Origin of the sequence: Cobetia sp. UIB-001 (genome assembly GCF_044789135.1) — a bacterium.
Lineage (GTDB): Bacteria > Pseudomonadota > Gammaproteobacteria > Pseudomonadales > Halomonadaceae > Cobetia > Cobetia amphilecti.
Genome location: NZ_CP058244.1, coordinates 1,183,387 through 1,203,789, shown reverse-complemented (window position 1 = coordinate 1,203,789; position 20,403 = coordinate 1,183,387). Strand labels below are relative to the sequence as shown.

Below are 20,403 nucleotides of genomic sequence, written 5' to 3'. Positions count from 1 at the left end.
TGCCAATGGAAAAGACCGTGCAACCCATTGGTCGTACGGCCACTTTTCCGAATTCTGGGGGTCATTGTAGCGGCTTCGCCCCCCTTGCGGGTAGTGCGAGATGCCAATTGAGCGTTGCGGCCCTCGCCGCTTGGGGCGAAAGCAGCGCAAGGGCCACAACGCTTGCCGGCAAATCAGCGCTGCTGGCGGACTGCCTGACAGAATGCCTGCATGCGCTCGGCACTCTTCTCGCCGGGCGCGGCTTCCACACCACCGGAGACATCGACCGCGTAAGGGGCGACCTGCGCCACCGCCGCGGCGACATTGCCTGACTCGAGACCACCGGCCAAGATGACCGGCAGCGGCAGATCGGCGGGGATGCGCGACCAGTCGAAGGTCTCGCCGGTGCCACCGGGCACGCCGGGACGATAGGCATCCAGCAGCAAGCCACGCGCATCGTGATAGCGCGCCGCCTGCGCGGCGAGATCGATCCCGTCACGCATGCGCAACGCCTTGATATAGGGCCGCCCAGCCGCCCGACACTGCTCCGGCGTCTCATTGCCATGCAACTGGAGCAGATCGAGGTGCGGTGCCGCCGCCGCAATCTCTTCGGCGCTGGCATCCACGAACAGGCCGACCCGCGTCACGAAGGCCGGCACGCACGCGGCAAGCTCGGCCAGCCGCGCCACATCCACCGCACGCTTGCTGCCCGGCCACAGCACGAAACCCAGCGCATCGGCACCTGCCGCCACGGCGTCGCGGATATCCTGCTCACGCGTCAAGCCACAGATCTTGATCCGGGTACGCTGGCTCGCTCGAGCGCTCATCTCGGTCATGGGATCACTCCGTTCAACGTGAGGATTCATTCTGGGTGGCAGCCGTCAGCGTGTCATCCTCGGCGCCTGCCGCAGGGCCGCCTGCCGCAGGAACGCCTGCCGCAGGATCGCCTGCCGCAGGATCGCCTGCCGCAGGAATCGCTTGTTCATGCTCGCGACTGAGGCGCTCGGCTTCACGGGCTACGTTAGCCAGTCGAATGGCCTCCTGCTCACTGAGCTTGCCTGCCGCGCGCGCCTCTTCGGCACCCTCGGCCTCGGCACGCGCCATGCGTGAGCGCACCATCGGGCAGTCCGGCAACGGGCGCTCGCCCGTCCACTCGCCAAGATGTGCGACCAGACCAGGGCCCAGGGGTTCCTTGGGCAGCGCATAGCGCGGCGGATAGATGACATCGACGAAGTGAAGCCCTGTCGCCGCTGCCGTCGCGCTCGAGCGCGTGCGATCTCCCCCGCGCATCAGCTCGACGATCCACTCGACAGGCTTCTCGCCACGCCCGATGGCCATCAAGGTGCCCGCGATATTGCGCACCATGTGATGCAGGAAGGCATTGGCCTGGATATCGATCATGACGAGATGGCCATGGCGACTGACTTCAATGAAGTGCACGTGGCGGCGCGGCGAGCGCGACTGACAGCCTGCGGCGCGGAACGCCGAGAAATCCAGCTCGCCCACCAGGTGCGCCGCCGCAGCCTGCATGTCGGCGACATTGAGCGGCTCGCGACACCAGGTGACATTGTTGCGCTCCATCACCGGCCGAAACGGCTGGTTGATGATCATATAGCGATAGCGACGGGCGATGGCGCTGAAACGCGCGTGGAAATCATCGGGCACCGGCACGGCCCAATGAATCCCGATATCGGGGGGAAGGTTGACGTTACCGCCCATGCGCCAGGCCTTGCGACTGCGGCCCACGGGGGTATCGAAATGCACGACCTGACGCACGGCATGCACACCGGAATCGGTGCGGCCACTGCAATGCACGTTAATCGGCGTGGAGGCGACCTTGGACAAGGCCTTCTCGAGCGCTTCCTGCACGGAGGGGGCGTGGCTCAGACGCTGCCAGCCACAATAGCGGGTGCCATCATATTCAACGCCCAGAGCAATGCGCCCCGGGCGTTTCTCGTTATCATCCAGCGGTGTAAAAAAGGGCATCAGGTCAGACCAAAGCGCTCCATCAACGCCAGCGCCTCTTCACGGACCATGTCATCACTGGCAGTAGCGAGCGGCTCAAGCAGCGCAGCCGCCTGATCATCATCGCCATCCACCAACAACTGACGGGCTTCCTCGAGCTGTTGGAATGCCACGGTATCCTGGGCGCCAGCCCCAAACCCTGCCGACTCGACAGAGGGATAGGCATTATCCTGATCCCCTGACTCGAACGCCACTTCCTCGACCTCGAATTCCGAGATATCACGCCGCGGCACGTCCACCTCTTCCAGCGTCATGCTATCCAGTGACGGCAACTCGTCCATGCCATCGACTGCGGCTGACGGCTTGCTGGACACCTCATAGGGCTTCTGGCTCGCAGCGCTGCCTTCACTTGCGCCACTGCTCTCACTTGCAGCACCGTCCTTCTCGTTCGCGGCACCACCCTCGAGCGCGGAGTGGTCATCCAGCTCTTCACGCAGCGAGGTAAACTCGACGGACTCGCCCTTGAGCGCGCTATCCGCCGCCTTGGATGCCGCGGTATCAGTGCCCTTCTCGCCATCGGCGTGACCAGCATCCCCCAGCGTCAATTCCGGCGCCTGGTAATCGATCACGTTGTCGCTGTTGAAGTGGCTCTCACGCACGGGCGCCTTCTCGAGGTCCTCGCCCTTGAGGCCCGGCTCGAACGCGAAGCCTTGATCGGGAGCATGCTCGACCAGCGGTTCGCTCACGCCGTCACCGGCATGCGATTCGCTGTCAGACAGCGCGCCGGCATCTTCCTGGTCATCAAGGGAGGCGTCAGAGCCCGTGGCGGATGCCTCTGCCGGGCCGCGAGCCGCATCATCGGCCTTGTCGCGACCTTCAAGCGGCGCGCGAGGCGCTGCCGCCTGCTGACTTGCTACCCCCGACAGATAGGAGACCTTGCGCCCCACCTGACTCGCGCCGCCGCCTGCGACAGCACGCAGCGCACTGCTTGAGACACTGTAGCGATCCAGCAGCGCCTGAGCCTCGAAGCGCTCTTCCTCATTGCCGGCCGCCAGCACCTGCTCACCTTCATGATGCAGGGCTTCGGCGTTGCCAAGCTCGCCATGGACTCCCATCAGCTTGAGGCGCAGGTCCTGGCGTGCGGGATCTTCCACCAGACCGGCTTCCAGCAGGGCCTGTGCCTGATCAAAGCGGCCGTAGGCGATGAAGATGTCCGCCTCGCTGATCGCAGCCGCTTCCGGCTGGGAGAGCGGCTCGAGGCTACCGGAACCCCGGCGCGCCGCCACATTGGCATCTTCAGACGCGGATGACTTGTGACCCGCGGCAGCAGCGGCAGTCGAGGCCGCAAAGGTATCCGGGAAGACGCGTGGCTTGTCCTGGTCGGGCTCTTCATTGCCGCGGACCGCATCGGCAAAGCTCATGTTCTCATCGCCCCCGGAACCGGAGCGGCGACGCAACAACAGCAGCAACAGAAGCAGCAATGCCCCGGCTGCACCGCCGACGATGGCCAGGTTGTCCTGCACCCATTTCCAGGTTGCCTGGGGCCACGGCTGCTTGGGCAATACCAGGTTGCCCTCGCCGTCGCGCGGCTGACCGAGGTCCACGCCAGCCGTGATCAGGCTTTCCGGCAACGCCAACGGAGAGATACCGCTGTTGACGAGCAGACGATTCTGTTTGGCGAGCAGTACCTTGGCCGTCTCGAGCTGCTCGGTACGCTCTGCCAGCGACGCTCGCAGCTCACCGACTTCGTTGCGCAGGGAGGCCACTTCACTGCGCAGGTCATCCCGCTCCTGCTCCAGCTGATCGAGGCGTTGCTGATTGGTCAGCAGCTGATCTTCCAGCGACTCGAGGCGATCGGACAGTTCATCGATCGCCTGCTGACTACCCGCGGAGATCTGACCACTGGCTGCCGCCGCCTTGGGCTTGCTGCCGTCTTCATCCAGCAGCGTCAGACGCGGCTTGCCGTCGGCACCCGCGCTGGCGGGCCCGCTCGGTGCGGCCGTGGCCGCAGGCGCAGCACTGGAGGAGGGCTCGTTCGATGTGCTGGCCGCAGCGGTTTTCTTGCTGGCCGGAGCCGGCACGGTCTTGCCCTGCGCGCCCGCGACCCACTGCTGATACTGCTGACGCACTTCCTTGTCAGCCTCGGTACGCGAACGTCCCAACATGGTGCTGCGGTCCGGCACGCTCAGCACCACTCCCGCCCGCAGCTTGTTGATGTTGCCGCCCGGGAAGGCCCGGGGGTTGGCTTCCTGGATCGCCAGCATCGCCTGACGGATGCTGACACTGGCATCCGGACGCACGCGACGCGCGATCGTCCACAGCGAATCACCGTTGCGCACCTTGATGCTGGACGGCGGCGTGCTGGATGACGCACTGCGCGAGGCAGCCTGGCTGGGCTGGGCATTGTCGCGGAACACCACGGAACGCGTCGGCGAGGAATCGTTGGTGGCCAGCGGCCGCGAGCGCGCGCCGGCAGGTGTCACCAATGACGGCTGACTCGAATAGCCCGCCGGATCGAACAACAGGGTCACCTGACGCTGCAGCTTGCCATTGGGCCATTCGACATCCAGCAGCAGGTCCACATAGGGCTCACGTACCGCGCCATTGGTGGACAGCTGGAGGTAGTAGCGCCCACCCTGCTGCTTGACGGCAACCTTGATGTCATCGCTGACATAGCTGCGATCGACGCCCGCTCGCGTAAAGGCGGCAGAATCGGCAACGCCGGCCTTGATGAGGCTGGCATCGAGGCCCGAGGTATCCGTGAGGCCGATGCGCGCGTCCAGTGGCTGATTCAGATTCGAGCGCAACCGCGGCGATTCCATGCCGACTGCCAAGGCCTGAGCACTGTAGACGGCGAACGACACCGCCAGTGCGAGAGGAAGCTTGCGTCCCATTGAGTGTCCCTTCGTATGCGGCCGAATCATTGCCCGGCCTGCGCATTATGTTACGTATACTTACACAAGATACCAGAGAGTCCGTCCCAAGAGTGCGGGAAGCCATTGGCAAAGTGGAAAAAGTTTCAACGATAGAGTGACGGCCCACGATCGATAACGGCCGCAGAGGCGTCATATCGCGAGTGACCAGCTCGACGATATCCCCTTTACGATACCCGTAAAAAACACCTCCCTGCCATCATGCATCAAAAGCGCCAGTCAAAATCGCAAAAAATGCGCAGGTAAGACTGAGATATCTGGTACTCGCCGTGACATCAGTGACCTATCTCTTACCTGAAATCACCGACCTTCCAAGACGTAACGTGCAAAAGAGAAACGCCCTCGACTCCAGAGAGCCGAGGGCGTTTTCAGGTCAGGCTCGCAACGAACCCGACGACATGCTGCTACACAGTGCGATCAGGCCGCGCGATGTTCACGCAGGATGGTCAGCATGCGCTTGAGAGGCTCCGCGGCCCCCCACAGCAGCTGGTCACCGACACTGAAGGCGGACAGGTATTCGCCACCCATCGCCAGCTTGCGCAGACGGCCGACCGGTACGGTCAGGGTGCCGGTCGCGGCGGCCGGTGTCAGGTGCTTGAGGCTGTCTTCCTTGGTATTGGCGACGACCTTGACCCAGTCGTTGTGCTTGGCCAGGCGGTCTTCGATCTCGTCCAGCGGCACGTCCTGCTTGAGCTTGACGGTGAAGGCCTGGGAGTGAGAGCGCATCGCACCGATACGCACGCACAGCCCGTCGATCATGATCGGGTTGCCCTGGCTGTCGAGAATCTTGTTGGCCTCGACACCGGCCTTCCACTCCTCGCGGGTCTGACCGGATTCCATCGCGGAATCGATCCACGGCAGCAGCGAGCCGGCCAGCGGCGCACCGAACTGCTGGGTCGCGAAGTCATCACCGCGCATGGTGGCGGTCACCTTGCGGTCGATGTCGAGGATGGCGCTGGCCGGGTCCGCAAGCTCGGAGGCCACGCTGCCATTGAGCTGGCCCATCTGGGTCAGCAGCTCACGCATGTGGCGCGCACCGCTGCCGGACGCCGCCTGGTAGCTCATGGAGGTCATCCACTCGACCATGCCGGCCTCGAACAGGCCGCCCAGGCCCATCAGCATCAGGCTGACGGTGCAGTTGCCGCCGACGAAGGTGTTGGCACCGGCGCCGATCTTCTGGTCGATCACATGACGGTTGACCGGGTCCAGCACCAGCACGGCGTCCTTGTCCATGCGCAGGGTGGAGGCCGCATCGATCCAGTCGCCCTTCCAGCCGGCTTCGCGCAGCGGGCCGAACACCTGCTTGGTGTAGTCGCCGCCCTGACAGGTGACGATGACATCCAGCGCCTTCAGCTCATTGATGTCATTGGCATCCTTGAGCGCCGGCACCGGCGTGCCCACGTCAGGACCGGCCTGACCGACCTGGGAGGTGGAGAAGAATACCGGCTCGATACCGGCGAAATCGTTGTCATCACGCATGCGTTGCATCAGCACGGAACCGACCATGCCACGCCAACCGACAAATCCGACTTTCAACATGCTTGTTCTCCTTGTTCATGCACGGCCGGGAGCATGGAAGACACCACCGCTCCCGACACAGGAATGACCCGCAGCGAGCACAGGCAACTCACACGAGGCGAGCCTTGCCCAACGCTCCAGCCGCAGGTCCTGACATGAGAACCCGGCGACGCACGCCGAGCTCCCCCATGATCATCGCGTGAACGCCGCTGGCTTGCGGCGTTCACGCGGGTCTTGCCTTACGCCTGGGCCTTGAAGGCGGCCAGCACGGCATCGCCCATCTCGGAGGTGGAGACCTTGCGCGTCCCGGCGTAGGCGATGTCGGCAGTGCGCAGCCCTTCATCCAGCACCACGCCGACCGCCTTCTCGATGCGCTCGGCCCAGGCCGCTTCGTTGAGCGAGTAGCGCAGCATCATGGCCACCGACAGGATGGTCGCCAGCGGGTTGGCGATGCCCTGACCCGCGATGTCCGGCGCGCTGCCGTGGCACGGCTCGTACATGCCCTGACCACCCGCATTCAGCGAGGCGGACGGCAGCATGCCGATGGAGCCGGTCAACATGGCGGCTTCATCCGACAGGATGTCGCCGAACATGTTGCCGGTAACCACCACGTCGAACTGCTTGGGGGCACGCACCAGCTGCATGGCGGCGTTGTCGACGTACATGTGCGACAGCTCGACATCCGGGTAGTCGGCGGAGATGCGCTCCATCACGTCACGCCACAGCATGGTGACTTCCAGCACGTTGGCCTTGTCGACGCTGCACAGCTTCTTGTTGCGCTTCTGCGCCATCTCGAAGGCGGTGCGACCGATGCGCTCGATCTCGGACTCGGAGTAGACGTAGGTGTTGTACCCGACCTGCTGGCCATCACGCGTCTCGATGCCGCGCGGCTGACCGAAGTAGATGCCGCCGGTCAGCTCACGCACGATCATGATGTCCAGACCGGACACCACTTCCGGCTTGAGGCTGGAGGCCTCGGCCAGCTGCGGGTAGAGAATCGCCGGACGCAGATTGGCGAACAGCTCGAGCTCCTTGCGCAGCCCCAGCAGGCCGCGTTCCGGGCGCAGCGAGATGTCCTCGAGCTTGTCCCACTGCGGGCCACCGACTGCGCCGAGCAGGATGGCATCCGCCGCCTTGGCCGCCTCCAGCGTTTCCGCCGGCAGCGGGTGGCCGGCCGCGTCATACCCTGCACCACCGACCTTGCCTTCGCTCAGCGTGATGTCCAGACCTTCGCTGCGGGCGGCTTCAAGGATCTTCACAGCTTCGGCAGTGATTTCCGGGCCAATGCCATCACCGGGCAGAATCAGGATATTGCGGCTCATCTGGAACTCTCCTTGGGCCGGAAGTCTTCCGGCGAGACCGACGGTTCACCGTCGGTGCTGAGACTGGGCTCGCCGCCATTCTGGACGGCGAGCCATGACGAATATGTTGCGATGTCAGGCGCTGACTGACGCGACGCTGGCCAGATCAGGCCGTCTTGCCGTCGCGGAACAGCCACGGACGCTCGGTGCGATGACGCTTCTCGAAGCTGTCGATGGCGTCCTGGTCCTTGAGGGTCAGACCGATATCGTCCAGGCCTTCCATCAGGCAATGCTTGCGGAAGCTGTCGACCTCGAAGGGAATCGACTCACCGGTCGGCGTGATGACTGCCTGTGCCTCGAGGTCGATATCCAGACGATACCCTTCCACCGCCTCGGCTTCCTTGAACAGACGGTCCACCGTGTCCTCGTCGAGGGTAATCAACAACAGACCGTTCTTGAACGAGTTGTTGTAGAAGATATCGGCGAAGCTCGGCGCGATGACCACGCGGAAGCCGAAGTCGGTCAGTGCCCAGGGCGCGTGTTCCCGCGAGGAACCGCAACCGAAGTTGCGACGCGCCAGCAATACGCTGGCACCCGCGTAACGCGGCTGATTGAGCACGAAGTCCGGATTCAGCGGACGCTTGCTGATGTCCTGACCGATATAGCCCTCGTCGAGATAACGCAGCTCATCGAAGAGGTTCGGCCCGAAGCCGGTACGCTTGATCGACTTCAGAAACTGCTTCGGGATGATCAGGTCAGTATCGACGTTGGCGCGATCAAGCGGTGCCACGAGGCCCTGCTGGCGAATGAACTTTTCCATGTCGGGCCTCCTCAGGCGACTTGAGTGTTGTTGGTAGGGATGGGGGCAAAGTCACGAACATCAACGAAGTGACCCGCAATCGCGGCAGCGGCGGCCATGGCCGGGCTGACGAGGTGCGTACGCCCACCGAAGCCCTGACGGCCTTCGAAGTTGCGGTTGGAGGTAGATGCGCAATGCTCACCGGCGCCCAGCTTGTCGGCGTTCATCGCCAGACACATGGAGCAACCCGGCTCACGCCATTCAAAGCCCGCCGCGAGGAAGATCTGGTGCAGCCCTTCCGCTTCCGCCTGCGCCTTCACCAGGCCAGAGCCCGGCACTACCATCGCCTGCTTGAGGCTCTTGGCGACCGTGCGGCCTTCGGCCACGCGCGCCGCTTCACGCAAATCCTCGATACGTGAGTTGGTGCAGGAACCGATGAACACGCGGTCCAGCTTGATGTCGGTGATCTTCTGCTGAGCACTGAGGCCCATGTACTCGAGCGCGCGCGTGATGCCACGCGCTTCGGTGTCATCGCTGGCCGCGGCCGGGTCCGGCACCACGCCATTGACGCTGGTGACCTGCTCCGGGCTGGTGCCCCAGGTGACCTGCGGCGCGATGTCTTCGGCCTTGAGCACCACCACCTTGTCGAATTCGGCGTCAGCATCGGAGACCAGATTGCGCCAGTCGGCGACGGCCGCTTCCCACTGCTGGGCGTTCGGCGCATAGGGGCGCTCGTAGAGATAGTCGATGGTGATGTCATCGACACCGACCAGACCGACCCGCGCACCGGCTTCGATCGCCATGTTGCAGATGGTCATGCGGCCTTCCATGGAGATGTCCTGGATGGCAGAGCCGCCGAATTCGATGGCGTAGCCGGTACCGCCGGCGGTGCCGATCTCGCCGATGATGGCGAGCACGACATCCTTGGCGGTGACGCCAGTGCCGAGACGACCATCGACGCGCACCAGCATGTTCTTCATCTTGCGCTGGATCAGGCACTGGGTGGCAAGCACGTGCTCGACCTCGGAGGTGCCGATCCCGTGGGCCAGTGCCGCGAAGGCACCGTGGGTCGCGGTGTGGGAATCGCCACACACCACGGTCATGCCCGGCAGAGTCGCGCCCTGCTCCGGCCCGACCACGTGCACGATGCCCTGACGCGCATCATTGATGGTGAACTGCTCGATGTTGAAGCTGTTGCAGTTGTCGTCGAGGGTCTGCACCTGGATGCGTGAGGTCTCGTCCTCGATGCCCGCGATACCGGCAGCACGCTCCTTGAGAGACGTCGGCACGTTGTGGTCCGGCGTTGCCAGGTTGGCATCCAGACGCCACGGCTTGCGACCGGCCAGACGCAGCCCTTCGAATGCCTGCGGCGACGTGACTTCGTGCAGCAGGTGACGGTCGATGTAGATGAGTGCAGTACCGTCTTCGCGTTGCTTGACCAGGTGCTGATCCCACAACTTGTCATAAAGGGTCTGGCTAGCCATGTCGTGTCTCCTCGTGGCGCCTTACGGTAAGAGCGCGCTTGCTGCCTCGGGGCTCGTAACGGCCCCTTGATGAGGGTGTGTCGTCCAGTGTTGATGGCGGGGCGGTCGTGCGAGCCCGTGGATAGTGACCACTTGCTTGCAGGCTCCAGCATCGCCGCCGCGTCCTGTGCCATCAAGAGTACTCGGCGACAATGAATAAAAGCAATTCATGTTTTTCATGCTTTGGATTCCCAAAAGGAATACTATTGTTCATCAGGTCTTGATCAGGAGTGCATCCGCCTGCGCCGGCATCGATCGCCCCGCTTGACGCTCCACTGAACGCCCCTAAGAACGCCTCTCCGAATGCCCTCATGACAGGATAGCTGCCCCACATGGACACACCCTCTCTGCAGGCCTTCGTCGCCGTCGCCGAAACCGCCTCCTTCTCGCTTGCCGCCGAGCAGCTGCACCTCACCCAGCCGGCCGTTTCCAAGCGCATCGCCCAGCTGGAGCAACTGCATGGCGCACGGCTGTTCGATCGCATCGGACGGCGTGTCTCGCTGACGGAGGCCGGCAATATCCTGCTGCCCCGTGCCCGCGCCATTCTGGTGATGCACGATGACACCCGGCGTGCGCTGCGCAATCTGTCCGGCGAGGTAAAAGGCAGCCTGACGATGGCCACCAGCCACCATGTAGGCCTGCACCGGCTGCCACCGCTGCTCAAGGCCTTCACCATGGCCCACCCCGAGGTGCGCATGGACATGCGGTTTCTGGATTCGGAACAGGCCTATCAGGGCGTACTGGATGGGGAGCTGGAACTGGCCGTCGTCACCCTGGCACCGCATCGCGATCCCAATCTGACGGTAGTGCCGGTGTGGCTGGATGAGATGCGCTTCGTGTGCGGACGTGATCACCCGCTGGCAGGCCATAAAGCGTTGCCGCTGGCCGCCCTCTCACAGCACGACGCCGTGCTGCCGGGCCACCTGACCTTCACGCGCGGCATCGTCATCGACACCTTTGCGCGTGACGGCCTCTCGGTGGAAGTCTCGATGTCCACCAACTACCTCGAGACCCTCAAGATGATGGTCGCCATCGGCCTGGGCTGGAGCGTACTGCCGGAAAGCATGATCGACGACGAGATCGAGATCCTGCCCATCGACCACCGCCCCATCGAACGCCAGCTCGGCTACCTCTATCACAACAACCGCACCCTCTCGAACGCCGCCAGCGCGATGATCGAACTGCTGGAAGGCGCAAGGGATGCGGCGTCGATAAACCTCTAGCGCACTCGAAAGCCCCGCTTGAAAATACAGCCTGAACGCACAACGCCAGCCCCGAAGGGCTGGCGTTGCGGTTCTGACTCACTGCTTGTGGCGCCGCGGATCAACTCTTGTCGCTATCCTTGGCATTGCCAGACGCGCCATCCGTCTTGCTGGCCGTAGGCTTGGCGTCATCCTTCTTCGCTTCTTCCGCTGCCTTGGCGGCGGCGGCCTTGCTGGCATTGGAGGGACGGCCACGGCGCGGCTTGGGCGCTTCGCTGCCGGTGTCGCTCTTGGCGGTGGTAGTGGAAGTACCAGAGCTTGAAGTGCCGGAGCGGGTAGCCCCCTGACTGGAGGAACCGGTGCTGCTACCCGTCTTGGCAGTGCTCGCGCTTCCCGTCGAGCTGGCGGTGCTCTTGCTCGCCGTAGTCTTGCTGGCAGTACTCTTGCGCGTCGTCGCGGGCTTCGTAGCGCTGGAGCCTGCCGCGCTGGAACCCGAAGCCGTGGAAGAAGTGCTGCTGCTCGAGGTGCCGGATGTAGACGGCTTGCTGTCAGAGGCTGACGTGCTCGCAGTCGTCTTGCTTGCAGTCGTCTTGGCCGCCGTTGACTTGTTGGCAGTGGTCGTCTTGCTGGCAGCCGTCTTGCGCGGCGTGGAGGTCTTTCTCGCCGTGGTGGTCTTGGTCGCTGAGCTACCGGTGTTGCTGGCAGCCGTGCTCGCAGTGCTCGATTTTGCCGTGCTCTGTTTGGTAGTGCTGTCGCTGGCCGTGCTGCTGGTGGTCGTTGCGCTCTTGGCAGCTGTGCTCTTGGCAGCAGTGCTCCTGGAGGCTGTGCTCTTGGGTGCAGCACGCTTGCGCGCGGCGGGCTTGCTTGCCGGCGTAGCCGACTCAGCGGCTGGCGACCCAGCGGCTGATGCGGCCTTGGAGGCGGCAGGTCTGGTGCTCGCACCATTCGCCCTGGAGGCACTGGATGAACTATTGCCCGCCGTGTCGCCGGCATCATTGGCGGCCTTGCCGGTGACGGCTTCGGTCATCGCGGTCATGGCCTCTTCCAGCGGCAGCGTCACCTGCTTGAGCGCTTCATTCACGCTCTTCTCGACCGTCTGTTGGACATCACGCACGGCCTTGAGCTGCGCATCCGCCACGCTGGTGATCTCTTCCGGCACGCTCTGCCCCAGCACTTCGGGGATGGTCTGGCGCGCATAACGCCCCGGTGCCGCTTCGATCACGTCGAGCTTGCCCTCACCCGGTGTGCGCGCAGAGACCTCCGGTTCCGGCTCCACGAAGCCATTGCCGGTCATCCACGCCTGCCAGTCATTCCACCAGGAGCCTTCGTGCTGCTCGGTGCCCTCGAGCCACTCATCCGGCGTTGCCGGCAGGCTGTCATTGGTGGCGTAGCCGTACTTGTTCTTGTGCGGCGGATTGACGATACCCGCGATATGACCAGAGCCACCGAGCACGAAGCGCTTGATGGAGGCCTTTGGCAGCTGGGTACCGTTGTAGGTGGTCTGCCACTTGGCGATGTGGTCCTCGCGCGCGGAGACCCAGTAGCTCGGCGTCTCGATCTGGGAGAGATCGATCGGCACGCCGTCCAGCTCGATGCCGCCGGGCTGCACCAGGCGGTTCTCCAGATACATGTGGCGCAGATACCAGGCATGGGTACCGGCCGGCAGGTTGGTGCCGTCGGTGTTCCAGTACAGCAGGTCGAACGCGGTCGGCGCTTCGCCCTTGAGATAGTTGGAGACGTAGAACGACCAGAACAGGTCATTCTCGCGCAGCAGGTTGAAGGAGAACGCCATCACGCGGCCATCCAGATAGCCGTCCTGCGCCATCTGCTTCTCGAGGCCCTGCAGCACCGGCTCGTTGAGGAAGACACCGATCTCACCGGGATCGGAGAAATCCTGCAGCGTTGCCATGTAGCTGACCGAGCGCACGCGGTCGGACTGCTTCTCGGCCGCCAGATAGGCCATGGTGCTGGCCGTCAGCGTGCCGCCGATGCAGTAGGACAGGATGTTGACCTGCTTCTCGCCGGTGGCCTGCTCGATGGCATCCATCGCGGCCAGCGGCCCCATCTGCATGTAATCGGCCCAGGTGAGATCACTCTGCTCGGGCCCCGGATTGCGCCAGGAGATCAGGAACACGGTGTGGCCCTGCTCCACCAGCCAGCGCATCATCGAATTGTCCTGACGCAGATCGAGAATGTAGTACTTGTTGATCCACGGCGGCACGACCAGCAACGGCGTGCTGAAGGCCTTCTCGGTGGCCGGACGATACTGGATCAGCTGGATCAGCTCGTTCTCGAAGACCACGTCACCCGGAGTGACGGCGATGTTGTCGCCGAGACGGAAGGCTTCGGTGTCGGTCATCGCGACATTGATGCCTTCGGCGGAGTTGGCCAGGTCATCGCGCAGACGCTTCAGGCCGTCGAGCAGGTTCTGGCCGCCGGTCTCGCGGGTCACGCGCTGCACTTCCGGGTTGGTGGAGGCGAAGTTGGAGGGCGAGAAGGCGCTGACGTACTGGCGCGCGTAGAACTCGAGATTGCGCTTCTGGCTCTCCGGCAGGCCTTGTATGCCGGCCAGCATGTCGTCCACGGCGCGCGAGAACAGCAGGTATTGCTGCACGAGGAAGTGGTAATAGGGCTCGCTCTGCCAGGCCTCATCGCGGAAGCGACGGTCAGAGCGCGCGGGCGTGATCACCGGCTCGACGCTCTCGCCATTCAGCTCGCGCAACGTGCCCTGCAACAGGGCCATCTGGTCCTGGAAGAGGCGCGTCTGGGTCGACATCAACAGTTGCGGGTCACGTGCCAGGGCCTCGGCCCCCGCCTGGAAGCAACGACCCATCTCGTCATAGATGGTGGAAGCGGCAGCGCTGGGCCATAGGCGCTCCAGCATGTCACTCATCAAGGCTTGATACTGGGCACTGGCCTGCTGCATCACGCTGGCCCACTTCGTGCCTTCAGCACCGTCGGGGAACAGACTGGTAAAGGCCTGAGAGAATGTCTGCGAGAATGCCTGCTGCTGGGCTGAGTCCATATCGCCCTTCCTCCTTGTCATTGACCATCACGTCATTGGCTATCGAAGCTTGGCTGCCGAACGTCTGTCGGCGGCACGATTTCATCGAATCGAATCCTTCCTGACCACTGAGCAGTGCCATGCCGCCTCTCGTGAGACGGGCGCCTTCACTGGCGACGGACACTGCTTTTCAGACTGTTTTTGAAGACCGTTTCACAAGACGGGTTGAAGACCGTTTCATGGCTGATTTCAGGGCGGTGCAGGCGAGCATGCCAAGGCAAGCAAAGTACGTTGTCAGCTAAAATGCGCTGTCAGTTGCAACGCCCTGCCACCTGCAGGTCTGCTTTCCGTCGGATTCGCGCGCGGCAAATACGAGAGCAAAACAGCCTGTGCGCCAGCGTGCTCATCTCCAGCATGCGCCTTCCAGCACGGCAGGGGCAATGCCTGAAAACGGCAAAAAAAAGGCTGGCGCAAGCGCCAGCCTTTTCGGGGTATACCTTAGTTCTGCTTGGCGCGGCTTGTCGCGGCAGCCGGCTTGTTGCTGGCAGCGGAGGATGCCTTGTCCTCTGCTGCTGAAGCGGCTTTCTCTGTGGCAGCGGACGCCTTGTCGGTGGCTTCCTTGCCAGCGTCAGAGTAGGCCTGTTCGAGCTGAGCACGCATTTCGTTGCCCATCTCGGCCAGCTTCAGGGAATCATCCATCATCTGCTGAGACAGCTCGGTCGCCACTTCCAGCTGGCGGTTGCTGAACTCGCTGAACTCTTCCATACCCTTGATTTCAGTGGCAGCACGCGCACGCTCAAGACCAGTCTCGGTATAGCGCTTGGCAGCGTCCATCTGATAATCGGCAATCTTGCCCATATGGTCGAGCATCAGAGTGTTGAGCTTGCGCATCGGCTGGTAGAAGCTGCGGGCTTGCTCGGCAAAGGCGTTGAACATCTGATCCTGCTGCATGACGGTTCCTCCCATGGATTCCGTACCGGGACAGCGCGCAGAAGTCTCTGCGCCACCTGTGGAGCACAGCAATATGCTGCACTGCACAAAGACTAGTCTGCTCCTCAGGTGGTTGCAATCCCATGACAGAAAACTGTCAAAGGACATTTTCTGTCATGGGATTGGCCGGGCATGCCTCACGCCCCTGTCAGCCAAGAGCGTTCTTCGCGCCTGCCGGTCATCAACTGCGCTTGGCGCGTGAGCGCGCACTGGCCGCAGAGGCCGGTTTCGCATCATCCGCCCGGCTGGCGCTTTGTTCTGCCTTCTGATCCGCGCCTTGATCACCACTGCGCTCCGAACTCCTGCGCGTGGCAGACTCCGGCTTGTCAGCCTCCTTGCCTTCCGCGCCGCCCTGACCGAACTGCTGCAGGGTATCCAGCATCATCTTCTGATACTGATTGAAGGCGGCCATGCCCTGGGCCATGCTCTCGCCCATGTCGCCGGGCATGCCGCCCGCTGCGCCCTGCCCGGCATTGCCAGCGCCAGACGCGCCGCCCATCATCCCCTCGGCCATGCCCGGCGGCATGAACTTGGCAAACGGCGTGCCCGCGCCCGGCGCCATCAATGGCTTGAGCAGACTCATGGGGTCGTAGCCTTCAACACCCGCCTCCATCTGGCGACGAAAGCGCTCCATCAATTCCTGCTGGAAGGCTTCCACGTCCGGCAGGCCCATCGCCTGGCGAAATTCCTGCGGCGTGAGGTCGAATTCGACATTGATCTTCATGGCAGATTCCTTGTGTTGTCTGCCCGCGCACGGCGTGGTGCGCGAGTCCGCTGGCATGCATGCCATTCGAGTCTAGCAGCGAGAATGACACGGGGGCAGCCTGATACTTACGTCTTTTCTTATTTACTTTCCGCAAGCCAACCCACAACGCAAGACGCCCCAGCCACGAAGGATGCTGGGCATCACTCCACGGCTGGGGCGTGTCTTTTTTACAAATTCAGCAACGCCGCAAGCGGCTTACACCTCGCGCAGCACCGGCGTGTCGACCTTGACGTCGGCGTTCTGACCGCGGTGGCGCAGCAGGTGGTCCATCAGCGTCAGCGCGACCATCGCCTCGGCGATCGGCGTGGCGCGGATGCCGACACACGGATCATGACGGCCGGTGGTGATCACCTCGACCGCCTCGCCGTTGACGTCGATGCTGCGACCCGGCAGTCGCAGGCTGGAGGTCGGCTTGAGGGCGATGCTGGCACGGATGGTCTGGCCGCTGGTGATGCCGCCCAGAATGCCGCCGGCATGATTGGAGAGGAAACCTTCCGGCGTCATCTCGTCACGGTGCTCGGTGCCCTTCTGGCTGACCACGGCGAAACCGTCACCGATCTCGACGCCCTTGACGGCATTGATGCTCATCAGGCCATGCGCGAGTTCGGCATCGATGCGATCGAAGATCGGCTCACCCAGGCCGACCGGCACGCCAGTCGCCTCGACGGTGACCTTGGCACCCACGGAATCGCCTTCCTTGCGCAGGGCGTCCATGTACTGCTCCAGCTCCTCGAGGCGATCGGCATCGCCACAGAAGAACGGGTTGGTGTCGACCAGCGACCAATCCTTGACCTCAAGCTCGATGGGGCCGAGCTGGGACAGGTAGCCACGCACCTGCACGCCCAGGCCCGCCAGATACTTCTTGGCGATGGCACCGGCGGCGACGCGCATCGCGGTCTCGCGGGCGGAGCTGCGGCCGCCGCCACGGTAGTCACGCTCACCGTACTTGTGGTGATAGGTGTAGTCGGCGTGGGCCGGGCGGAACTGGTCCTTGATCTTGCCGTAGTCCTTGGAGCGCTGATCGGTGTTCTCGATCATCAGGCCGATGGCCGTGCCGGTGGTGCGGCCCTCGAACACGCCCGAGAGAATGCGCACCTGGTCCGGCTCGCGACGCTGGGTAGTGTGGCGCGAGGTGCCGGGACGGCGGCGGTCCAGATCGATCTGCAGATCCGCTTCGCTGATCTCGATGCCCGGCGGGCAACCATCGATGATGGCGCCCAGTGCCGGGCCATGGCTTTCGCCGAAGGTGGTGACGGTGAACAGCTTGCCGAAGGTATTTCCGGACATTCAGGGGGTCCTCAGGCGATGCCGCCGGTCATGGCCGACGGCGTTCTGATAATAGTTGTCGTAAGCGTTGCAGCGCCTGGCGGCCTGCGCCCGTGCTTCTGTCGAATCCCGCCAGCTCAGGCACCCGCCAGCTCAAGCGAAATCCGCCGGGTCAGGCGCCCGCCAGCTCAAGCGAATTCGGGCGCACAGACTTCCAGCGTCTGGGCATCGATGGCGAAGACGCCGTTGCCGCCGCGCTCGAACTCCAGCCACATGAAGGGCACTTCCGGGAAGGCTTCCATCAGGTGGCGCTCGGAATTGCCGACCTCGACGATCAAGACGCCGTCGTCGGTCAGGTAGTCACGCGCCTCGCGCAGGATACGGCGCACGATATCCAGGCCGTCGTCACCGGCGCCCAGCGCCAGTGCCGGCTCATGGCCGAATTCCTGCGGCATGTTGGAGAGATCGAAGGTATCCACGTAGGGCGGATTGGAGACGATCAGGTCATAGCGCTTGCCCGCCACGCCCGCGAACAGGTCCGACTGCACGGCGATGACACGCCCTGCCACGTCGTGGCGTTCGATGTTGCGACGCGCGACTTCCAGCGCCTCGCTGCTGATATCGACCAGATCGACCTCGGCGGTCGGCATCACTAGCGCGGTGGCGATACCGATGCAGCCGGAACCGGTACACATGTCCAGCACGCGAGTCGGCGGCAGTTCCGGGAACCAGGCCGAGAAGCCGCTCTCGATCAGCTCGGCGATCGGCGAGCGCGGAATCAGCACGCGCTCATCGACATCGAAGGGCACGCCGGTAAAGAAGGCCTCGCCGAGCAGATACGGCAGCGGCTTGCGGGTGGTGATGCGCTCACGCACCAGCGCCACGATGCGCGCACGCTCCATGGTCAGAAGGCGCGCGTCGATCACGGCGGGGTCCGTGTCCCACGGCAGATGCAGCGCACCCAGCACCAGCGCCACCGCTTCGTCCCAGGCAGAATCGGTGCCATGGGCGAAGTGCAGGCGATGCGCGTGGAACTCACTGGTCGCCCAGCGGATCAGGTCGCGCAGGGTCACCAGCTCCTCGACGAGACGGGAGTCCGGCTCACTGAGACTGGAAGGATGGCGCAGGTCGGACGCGGAAGATGTGGACACGGTGATTCCTGTAAGCGGACAGATGGACAACGAGCGCCGCCAGTCGTGAGGGGCCGGTGGCGTCTCGCGCAGGCATTGTAGCGTTCACGAGGCGTGGCGGCGACCCTTGGCATGCCTTGATGGCGCGCCTGCCGCTTTTGTCTTCGCAAGTGACAACCGCCTGTCTTCGACAGCGACAACAGCCGCGCTATACTGCGCGACTTGCCATTTTATTGCCCGCGGAGCCCGGCCATGCCACCCAATCACGACGACAGCTCGGATACCGGCGACGACTTCAACGCCTTCCGTGCCGCCCTCAAGCAGGCCGGCGTACGCAAGATCACCACCAACCGCGCCGACCCCGGCCGCAAGCCCGTCGACAAGGAAGAGCAGGCGCGCCTGGCGGCGCGGCGCGCTGCCGCCAGCGAAGCCTCGACCGACACGCTCGGCACGCCATCACGTACCACCGATGGTCAGGTCGAGCCGGTCACGCCCAGCCAGCTGCTCGACTTCGCGGTGCCCGATCTCCCCTACCGCCAGCGTCAGCGTCTCAAGCGCGGCGAGATCGCCTGGGAGGCGGGCCTCGACCTGCACGGCTATACGTTGGAGCAGGCCCGCATCGAGCTCGAGTCCTTCATCGACGATGCCATCGCCCGTCGCTCACGCTGCGTGCTGGTGGTGCATGGCAAGGCATGGACCGGCATGGCCGATCACCCCATCATCAAGAGCCACGTCAATGCCTGGCTGCGCCAATGGCCTGACGTGCTGGCCTTTACCTCGTCACTGGAGCTGGATGGCGGCAGCGGCGCGGTCTATGTCCTGCTGCGCAGCAAGGGCCGTGACCCGCTGCTCGACTGAGCGAATCCTGCGCTCGCCACACCGCCGAGACATTGACCATCCGAGCACCTGAATAGCCGAGCACTTGAATAGCGATCATCTGAATAGCGAGCATCTAAATAACTGAGTGATTGAATAGCCGAGCACTTGAGTAACAAAGGCAGGCCTCACGCCGAGCCTGCCGCCATAACGACAAGGGAACACCCTGATGACACCCAACGCTGAACAGCCAATGCGCACCTCTTCGCGCCGCGCCCTTTCCGCTGCCATTCTCGGCGGCGCGACCGCCGCTGGCCTGTCACTGGCCTTCGCCATGCCGGCCGCCGCCAGCGATGCACTGTCCGACAGCACGCTTTCGCGCGTGCAACAAGGCCAGGTGCTGAAGGTCTGCACTACCGGTGACTATGCGCCCTTCAGCCACCGTGAAGACAATGGCGACTTCGAAGGCATCGACATCGACATGGCCGCCTCACTGGCCAAGAGCCTGGGCGCCACGGTACAGACCGTGCCGACCAGCTGGCCGACACTGATGGAAGACTTCACCTCCGGCAAGTGCGATATCGCCATGTCCGGCATCTCGGTCAAGCTGGACCGTCAGGCTCAGGCCTACTTCAGCCAGCCGTACCAGACCGGCGGCAAGACGCCCATCGTGCGCTGCGAGGACGTCGACAAGTACCAGACCGTCGCGCAGATCAATCAGCCCGGCGTGCGCATCACCGTCAATCCGGGTGGCACCAACGAGCGCTTCGCCAATGAATTCCTGAGCGATGCCACGCGCGTCGCGCACAACGACAACCGCACCATCTTCAACAACATCATCGAAGACCGTGCTGATGTGATGGTCACCGACGCCATCGAGACCCAGCTGCAGGCCAGCCGTCATCCGGAGCTGTGCAGCGTGCATCCTGATGCGCCGTTCACCTTCTCCCAGAAGGGCTATCTGCTGCCGCTGGGCGACAACATCTGGAAGGCCTACGTCGATCAGTGGCTGACCCAGATGCAGGGCACCGGTGAGCAGGCCGCCATCTTCGACAAGTGGATCAACGGCTGAGGCGACGCTTCGCTCAGGCTTCGGTCACACGCTCTGCAATGAAGCGCTCTGTATTGAAGAGCACTGTATTGAAGAGCACTGTATTGAAGAGCACCGTAACGAAAAGCCCCCGCCGATTGGCGGGGGCTTTTTCATTAAA

14 protein-coding genes and 1 pseudogene are annotated in these 20,403 nt (G+C 63.6%); 3 read left to right on the top strand and 12 right to left on the bottom strand.

Features of this window, described 5'->3' with window-relative positions; genetic code table 11:
• Positions 1-173 precede the first annotated feature (173 nt).
• From HA399_RS05100 to leuC, 7 genes are all read right to left on the bottom strand, one after another.
• Positions 174-806, bottom strand: coding sequence for a phosphoribosylanthranilate isomerase (locus HA399_RS05100; RefSeq protein WP_153636798.1), 633 nt, complete (start codon positions 804-806; stop codon positions 174-176).
• A gap of 22 nt (positions 807-828) precedes the next feature.
• Positions 829-1,965, bottom strand: coding sequence for a tRNA pseudouridine(38-40) synthase TruA (truA, locus tag HA399_RS05095; protein ID WP_404326285.1), 1,137 nt, complete (start codon positions 1,963-1,965; stop codon positions 829-831).
• Positions 1,965-4,838 carry a FimV/HubP family polar landmark protein gene (locus HA399_RS05090; RefSeq protein ID WP_404326284.1) on the bottom strand — a complete coding sequence of 958 codons (2,874 nt, stop codon included), beginning with the start codon at positions 4,836-4,838 and terminating at the stop codon, positions 1,965-1,967. Before HA399_RS05090 ends, truA begins: the two co-directional genes overlap by 1 nt.
• Before the next feature lie 456 nt (positions 4,839-5,294).
• Positions 5,295-6,416 (bottom strand): aspartate-semialdehyde dehydrogenase, encoded by a 1,122-nt coding sequence (gene asd, locus HA399_RS05085; RefSeq protein ID WP_192838485.1) that lies wholly within the window; start codon positions 6,414-6,416, stop codon positions 5,295-5,297.
• A gap of 218 nt (positions 6,417-6,634) precedes the next feature.
• Entirely contained in the window at positions 6,635-7,717 is a 1,083-nt protein-coding gene (gene leuB, locus HA399_RS05080; protein ID WP_043335563.1) for a 3-isopropylmalate dehydrogenase, read from the bottom strand.
• Between the two features lie 145 nt (positions 7,718-7,862).
• Positions 7,863-8,516 carry a 3-isopropylmalate dehydratase small subunit gene (gene leuD / locus HA399_RS05075; protein WP_054554933.1) on the bottom strand — a complete coding sequence of 218 codons (654 nt, stop codon included), beginning with the start codon at positions 8,514-8,516 and terminating at the stop codon, positions 7,863-7,865.
• 11 nt (positions 8,517-8,527) lie between these two features.
• Positions 8,528-9,979: a 3-isopropylmalate dehydratase large subunit gene (gene leuC / locus HA399_RS05070; RefSeq protein WP_404326282.1), complete on the bottom strand. Its 1,452-nt coding sequence runs from the start codon at positions 9,977-9,979 to the stop codon at positions 8,528-8,530.
• A 371-nt stretch (positions 9,980-10,350) separates the two neighbouring features.
• Between leuC and HA399_RS05065 the strand changes: the two genes are divergently transcribed.
• The gene (locus HA399_RS05065) at positions 10,351-11,241 is read left to right on the top strand and encodes a LysR family transcriptional regulator (RefSeq protein ID WP_404326281.1); all 891 of its coding nucleotides are present in this window, start codon (positions 10,351-10,353) and stop codon (positions 11,239-11,241) included.
• A gap of 1,141 nt (positions 11,242-12,382) precedes the next feature.
• Here the strand turns inward: HA399_RS05065 and phaC are convergent.
• The 5 genes and pseudogenes from phaC to prmB all read right to left on the bottom strand — a co-directional run.
• Positions 12,383-14,146, bottom strand: a pseudogene (gene phaC, locus HA399_RS05060) (class I poly(R)-hydroxyalkanoic acid synthase); the annotation flags it as partial.
• Between the two features lie 576 nt (positions 14,147-14,722).
• Complete coding sequence (locus HA399_RS05055) at positions 14,723-15,175, bottom strand: phasin family protein (protein ID WP_043335557.1); 453 nt, start codon at positions 15,173-15,175, stop codon at positions 14,723-14,725.
• Positions 15,176-15,395: 220 nt separating this feature from the next.
• Entirely contained in the window at positions 15,396-15,938 is a 543-nt protein-coding gene (locus HA399_RS05050; RefSeq protein ID WP_404326279.1) for a DUF6489 family protein, read from the bottom strand.
• Positions 15,939-16,175: 237 nt separating this feature from the next.
• A complete protein-coding gene (gene aroC / locus HA399_RS05045) occupies positions 16,176-17,267 on the bottom strand; it encodes a chorismate synthase (RefSeq protein WP_043335551.1) in 1,092 nt (363 codons plus the stop codon).
• A 167-nt stretch (positions 17,268-17,434) separates the two neighbouring features.
• Entirely contained in the window at positions 17,435-18,397 is a 963-nt protein-coding gene (gene prmB / locus HA399_RS05040; RefSeq protein WP_043335549.1) for a 50S ribosomal protein L3 N(5)-glutamine methyltransferase, read from the bottom strand.
• A 231-nt stretch (positions 18,398-18,628) separates the two neighbouring features.
• On the opposite strand from prmB, the gene HA399_RS05035 reads away from it, so the two are divergent.
• Complete coding sequence (locus tag HA399_RS05035; RefSeq protein WP_131431499.1) at positions 18,629-19,234, top strand: Smr/MutS family protein; 606 nt, start codon at positions 18,629-18,631, stop codon at positions 19,232-19,234.
• Positions 19,235-19,421: 187 nt separating this feature from the next.
• Positions 19,422-20,264 (top strand): transporter substrate-binding domain-containing protein, encoded by an 843-nt coding sequence (locus HA399_RS05030; protein WP_404326277.1) that lies wholly within the window; start codon positions 19,422-19,424, stop codon positions 20,262-20,264.
• The last annotated feature ends 139 nt before the right edge of the window (positions 20,265-20,403 follow it).

Excerpts from the sequence above, each read along its gene's own strand:
- HA399_RS05030 (WP_404326277.1), top strand. The coding sequence starts at position 19,422 with ATGACACCCAACGCTGAACAGCCAATGCGCACCTCTTCGCGCCGCGCC.
- HA399_RS05065 (WP_404326281.1), top strand. The coding sequence starts at position 10,351 with ATGGACACACCCTCTCTGCAGGCCTTCGTCGCCGTCGCCGAAACCGCC.
- asd (WP_192838485.1), bottom strand. The coding sequence starts at position 6,416 with ATGTTGAAAGTCGGATTTGTCGGTTGGCGTGGCATGGTCGGTTCCGTG.
- HA399_RS05090 (WP_404326284.1), bottom strand. The coding sequence starts at position 4,838 with ATGGGACGCAAGCTTCCTCTCGCACTGGCGGTGTCGTTCGCCGTCTAC.
- HA399_RS05035 (WP_131431499.1), top strand. The coding sequence starts at position 18,629 with ATGCCACCCAATCACGACGACAGCTCGGATACCGGCGACGACTTCAAC.
- leuC (WP_404326282.1), bottom strand. The coding sequence starts at position 9,979 with ATGGCTAGCCAGACCCTTTATGACAAGTTGTGGGATCAGCACCTGGTC.
- HA399_RS05055 (WP_043335557.1), bottom strand. The coding sequence starts at position 15,175 with ATGCAGCAGGATCAGATGTTCAACGCCTTTGCCGAGCAAGCCCGCAGC.
- HA399_RS05100 (WP_153636798.1), bottom strand. The coding sequence starts at position 806 with ATGAGCGCTCGAGCGAGCCAGCGTACCCGGATCAAGATCTGTGGCTTG.
- truA (WP_404326285.1), bottom strand. The coding sequence starts at position 1,965 with ATGCCCTTTTTTACACCGCTGGATGATAACGAGAAACGCCCGGGGCGC.
- leuD (WP_054554933.1), bottom strand. The coding sequence starts at position 8,516 with ATGGAAAAGTTCATTCGCCAGCAGGGCCTCGTGGCACCGCTTGATCGC.
- aroC (WP_043335551.1), bottom strand. The coding sequence starts at position 17,267 with ATGTCCGGAAATACCTTCGGCAAGCTGTTCACCGTCACCACCTTCGGC.
- HA399_RS05050 (WP_404326279.1), bottom strand. The coding sequence starts at position 15,938 with ATGAAGATCAATGTCGAATTCGACCTCACGCCGCAGGAATTTCGCCAG.
- leuB (WP_043335563.1), bottom strand. The coding sequence starts at position 7,717 with ATGAGCCGCAATATCCTGATTCTGCCCGGTGATGGCATTGGCCCGGAA.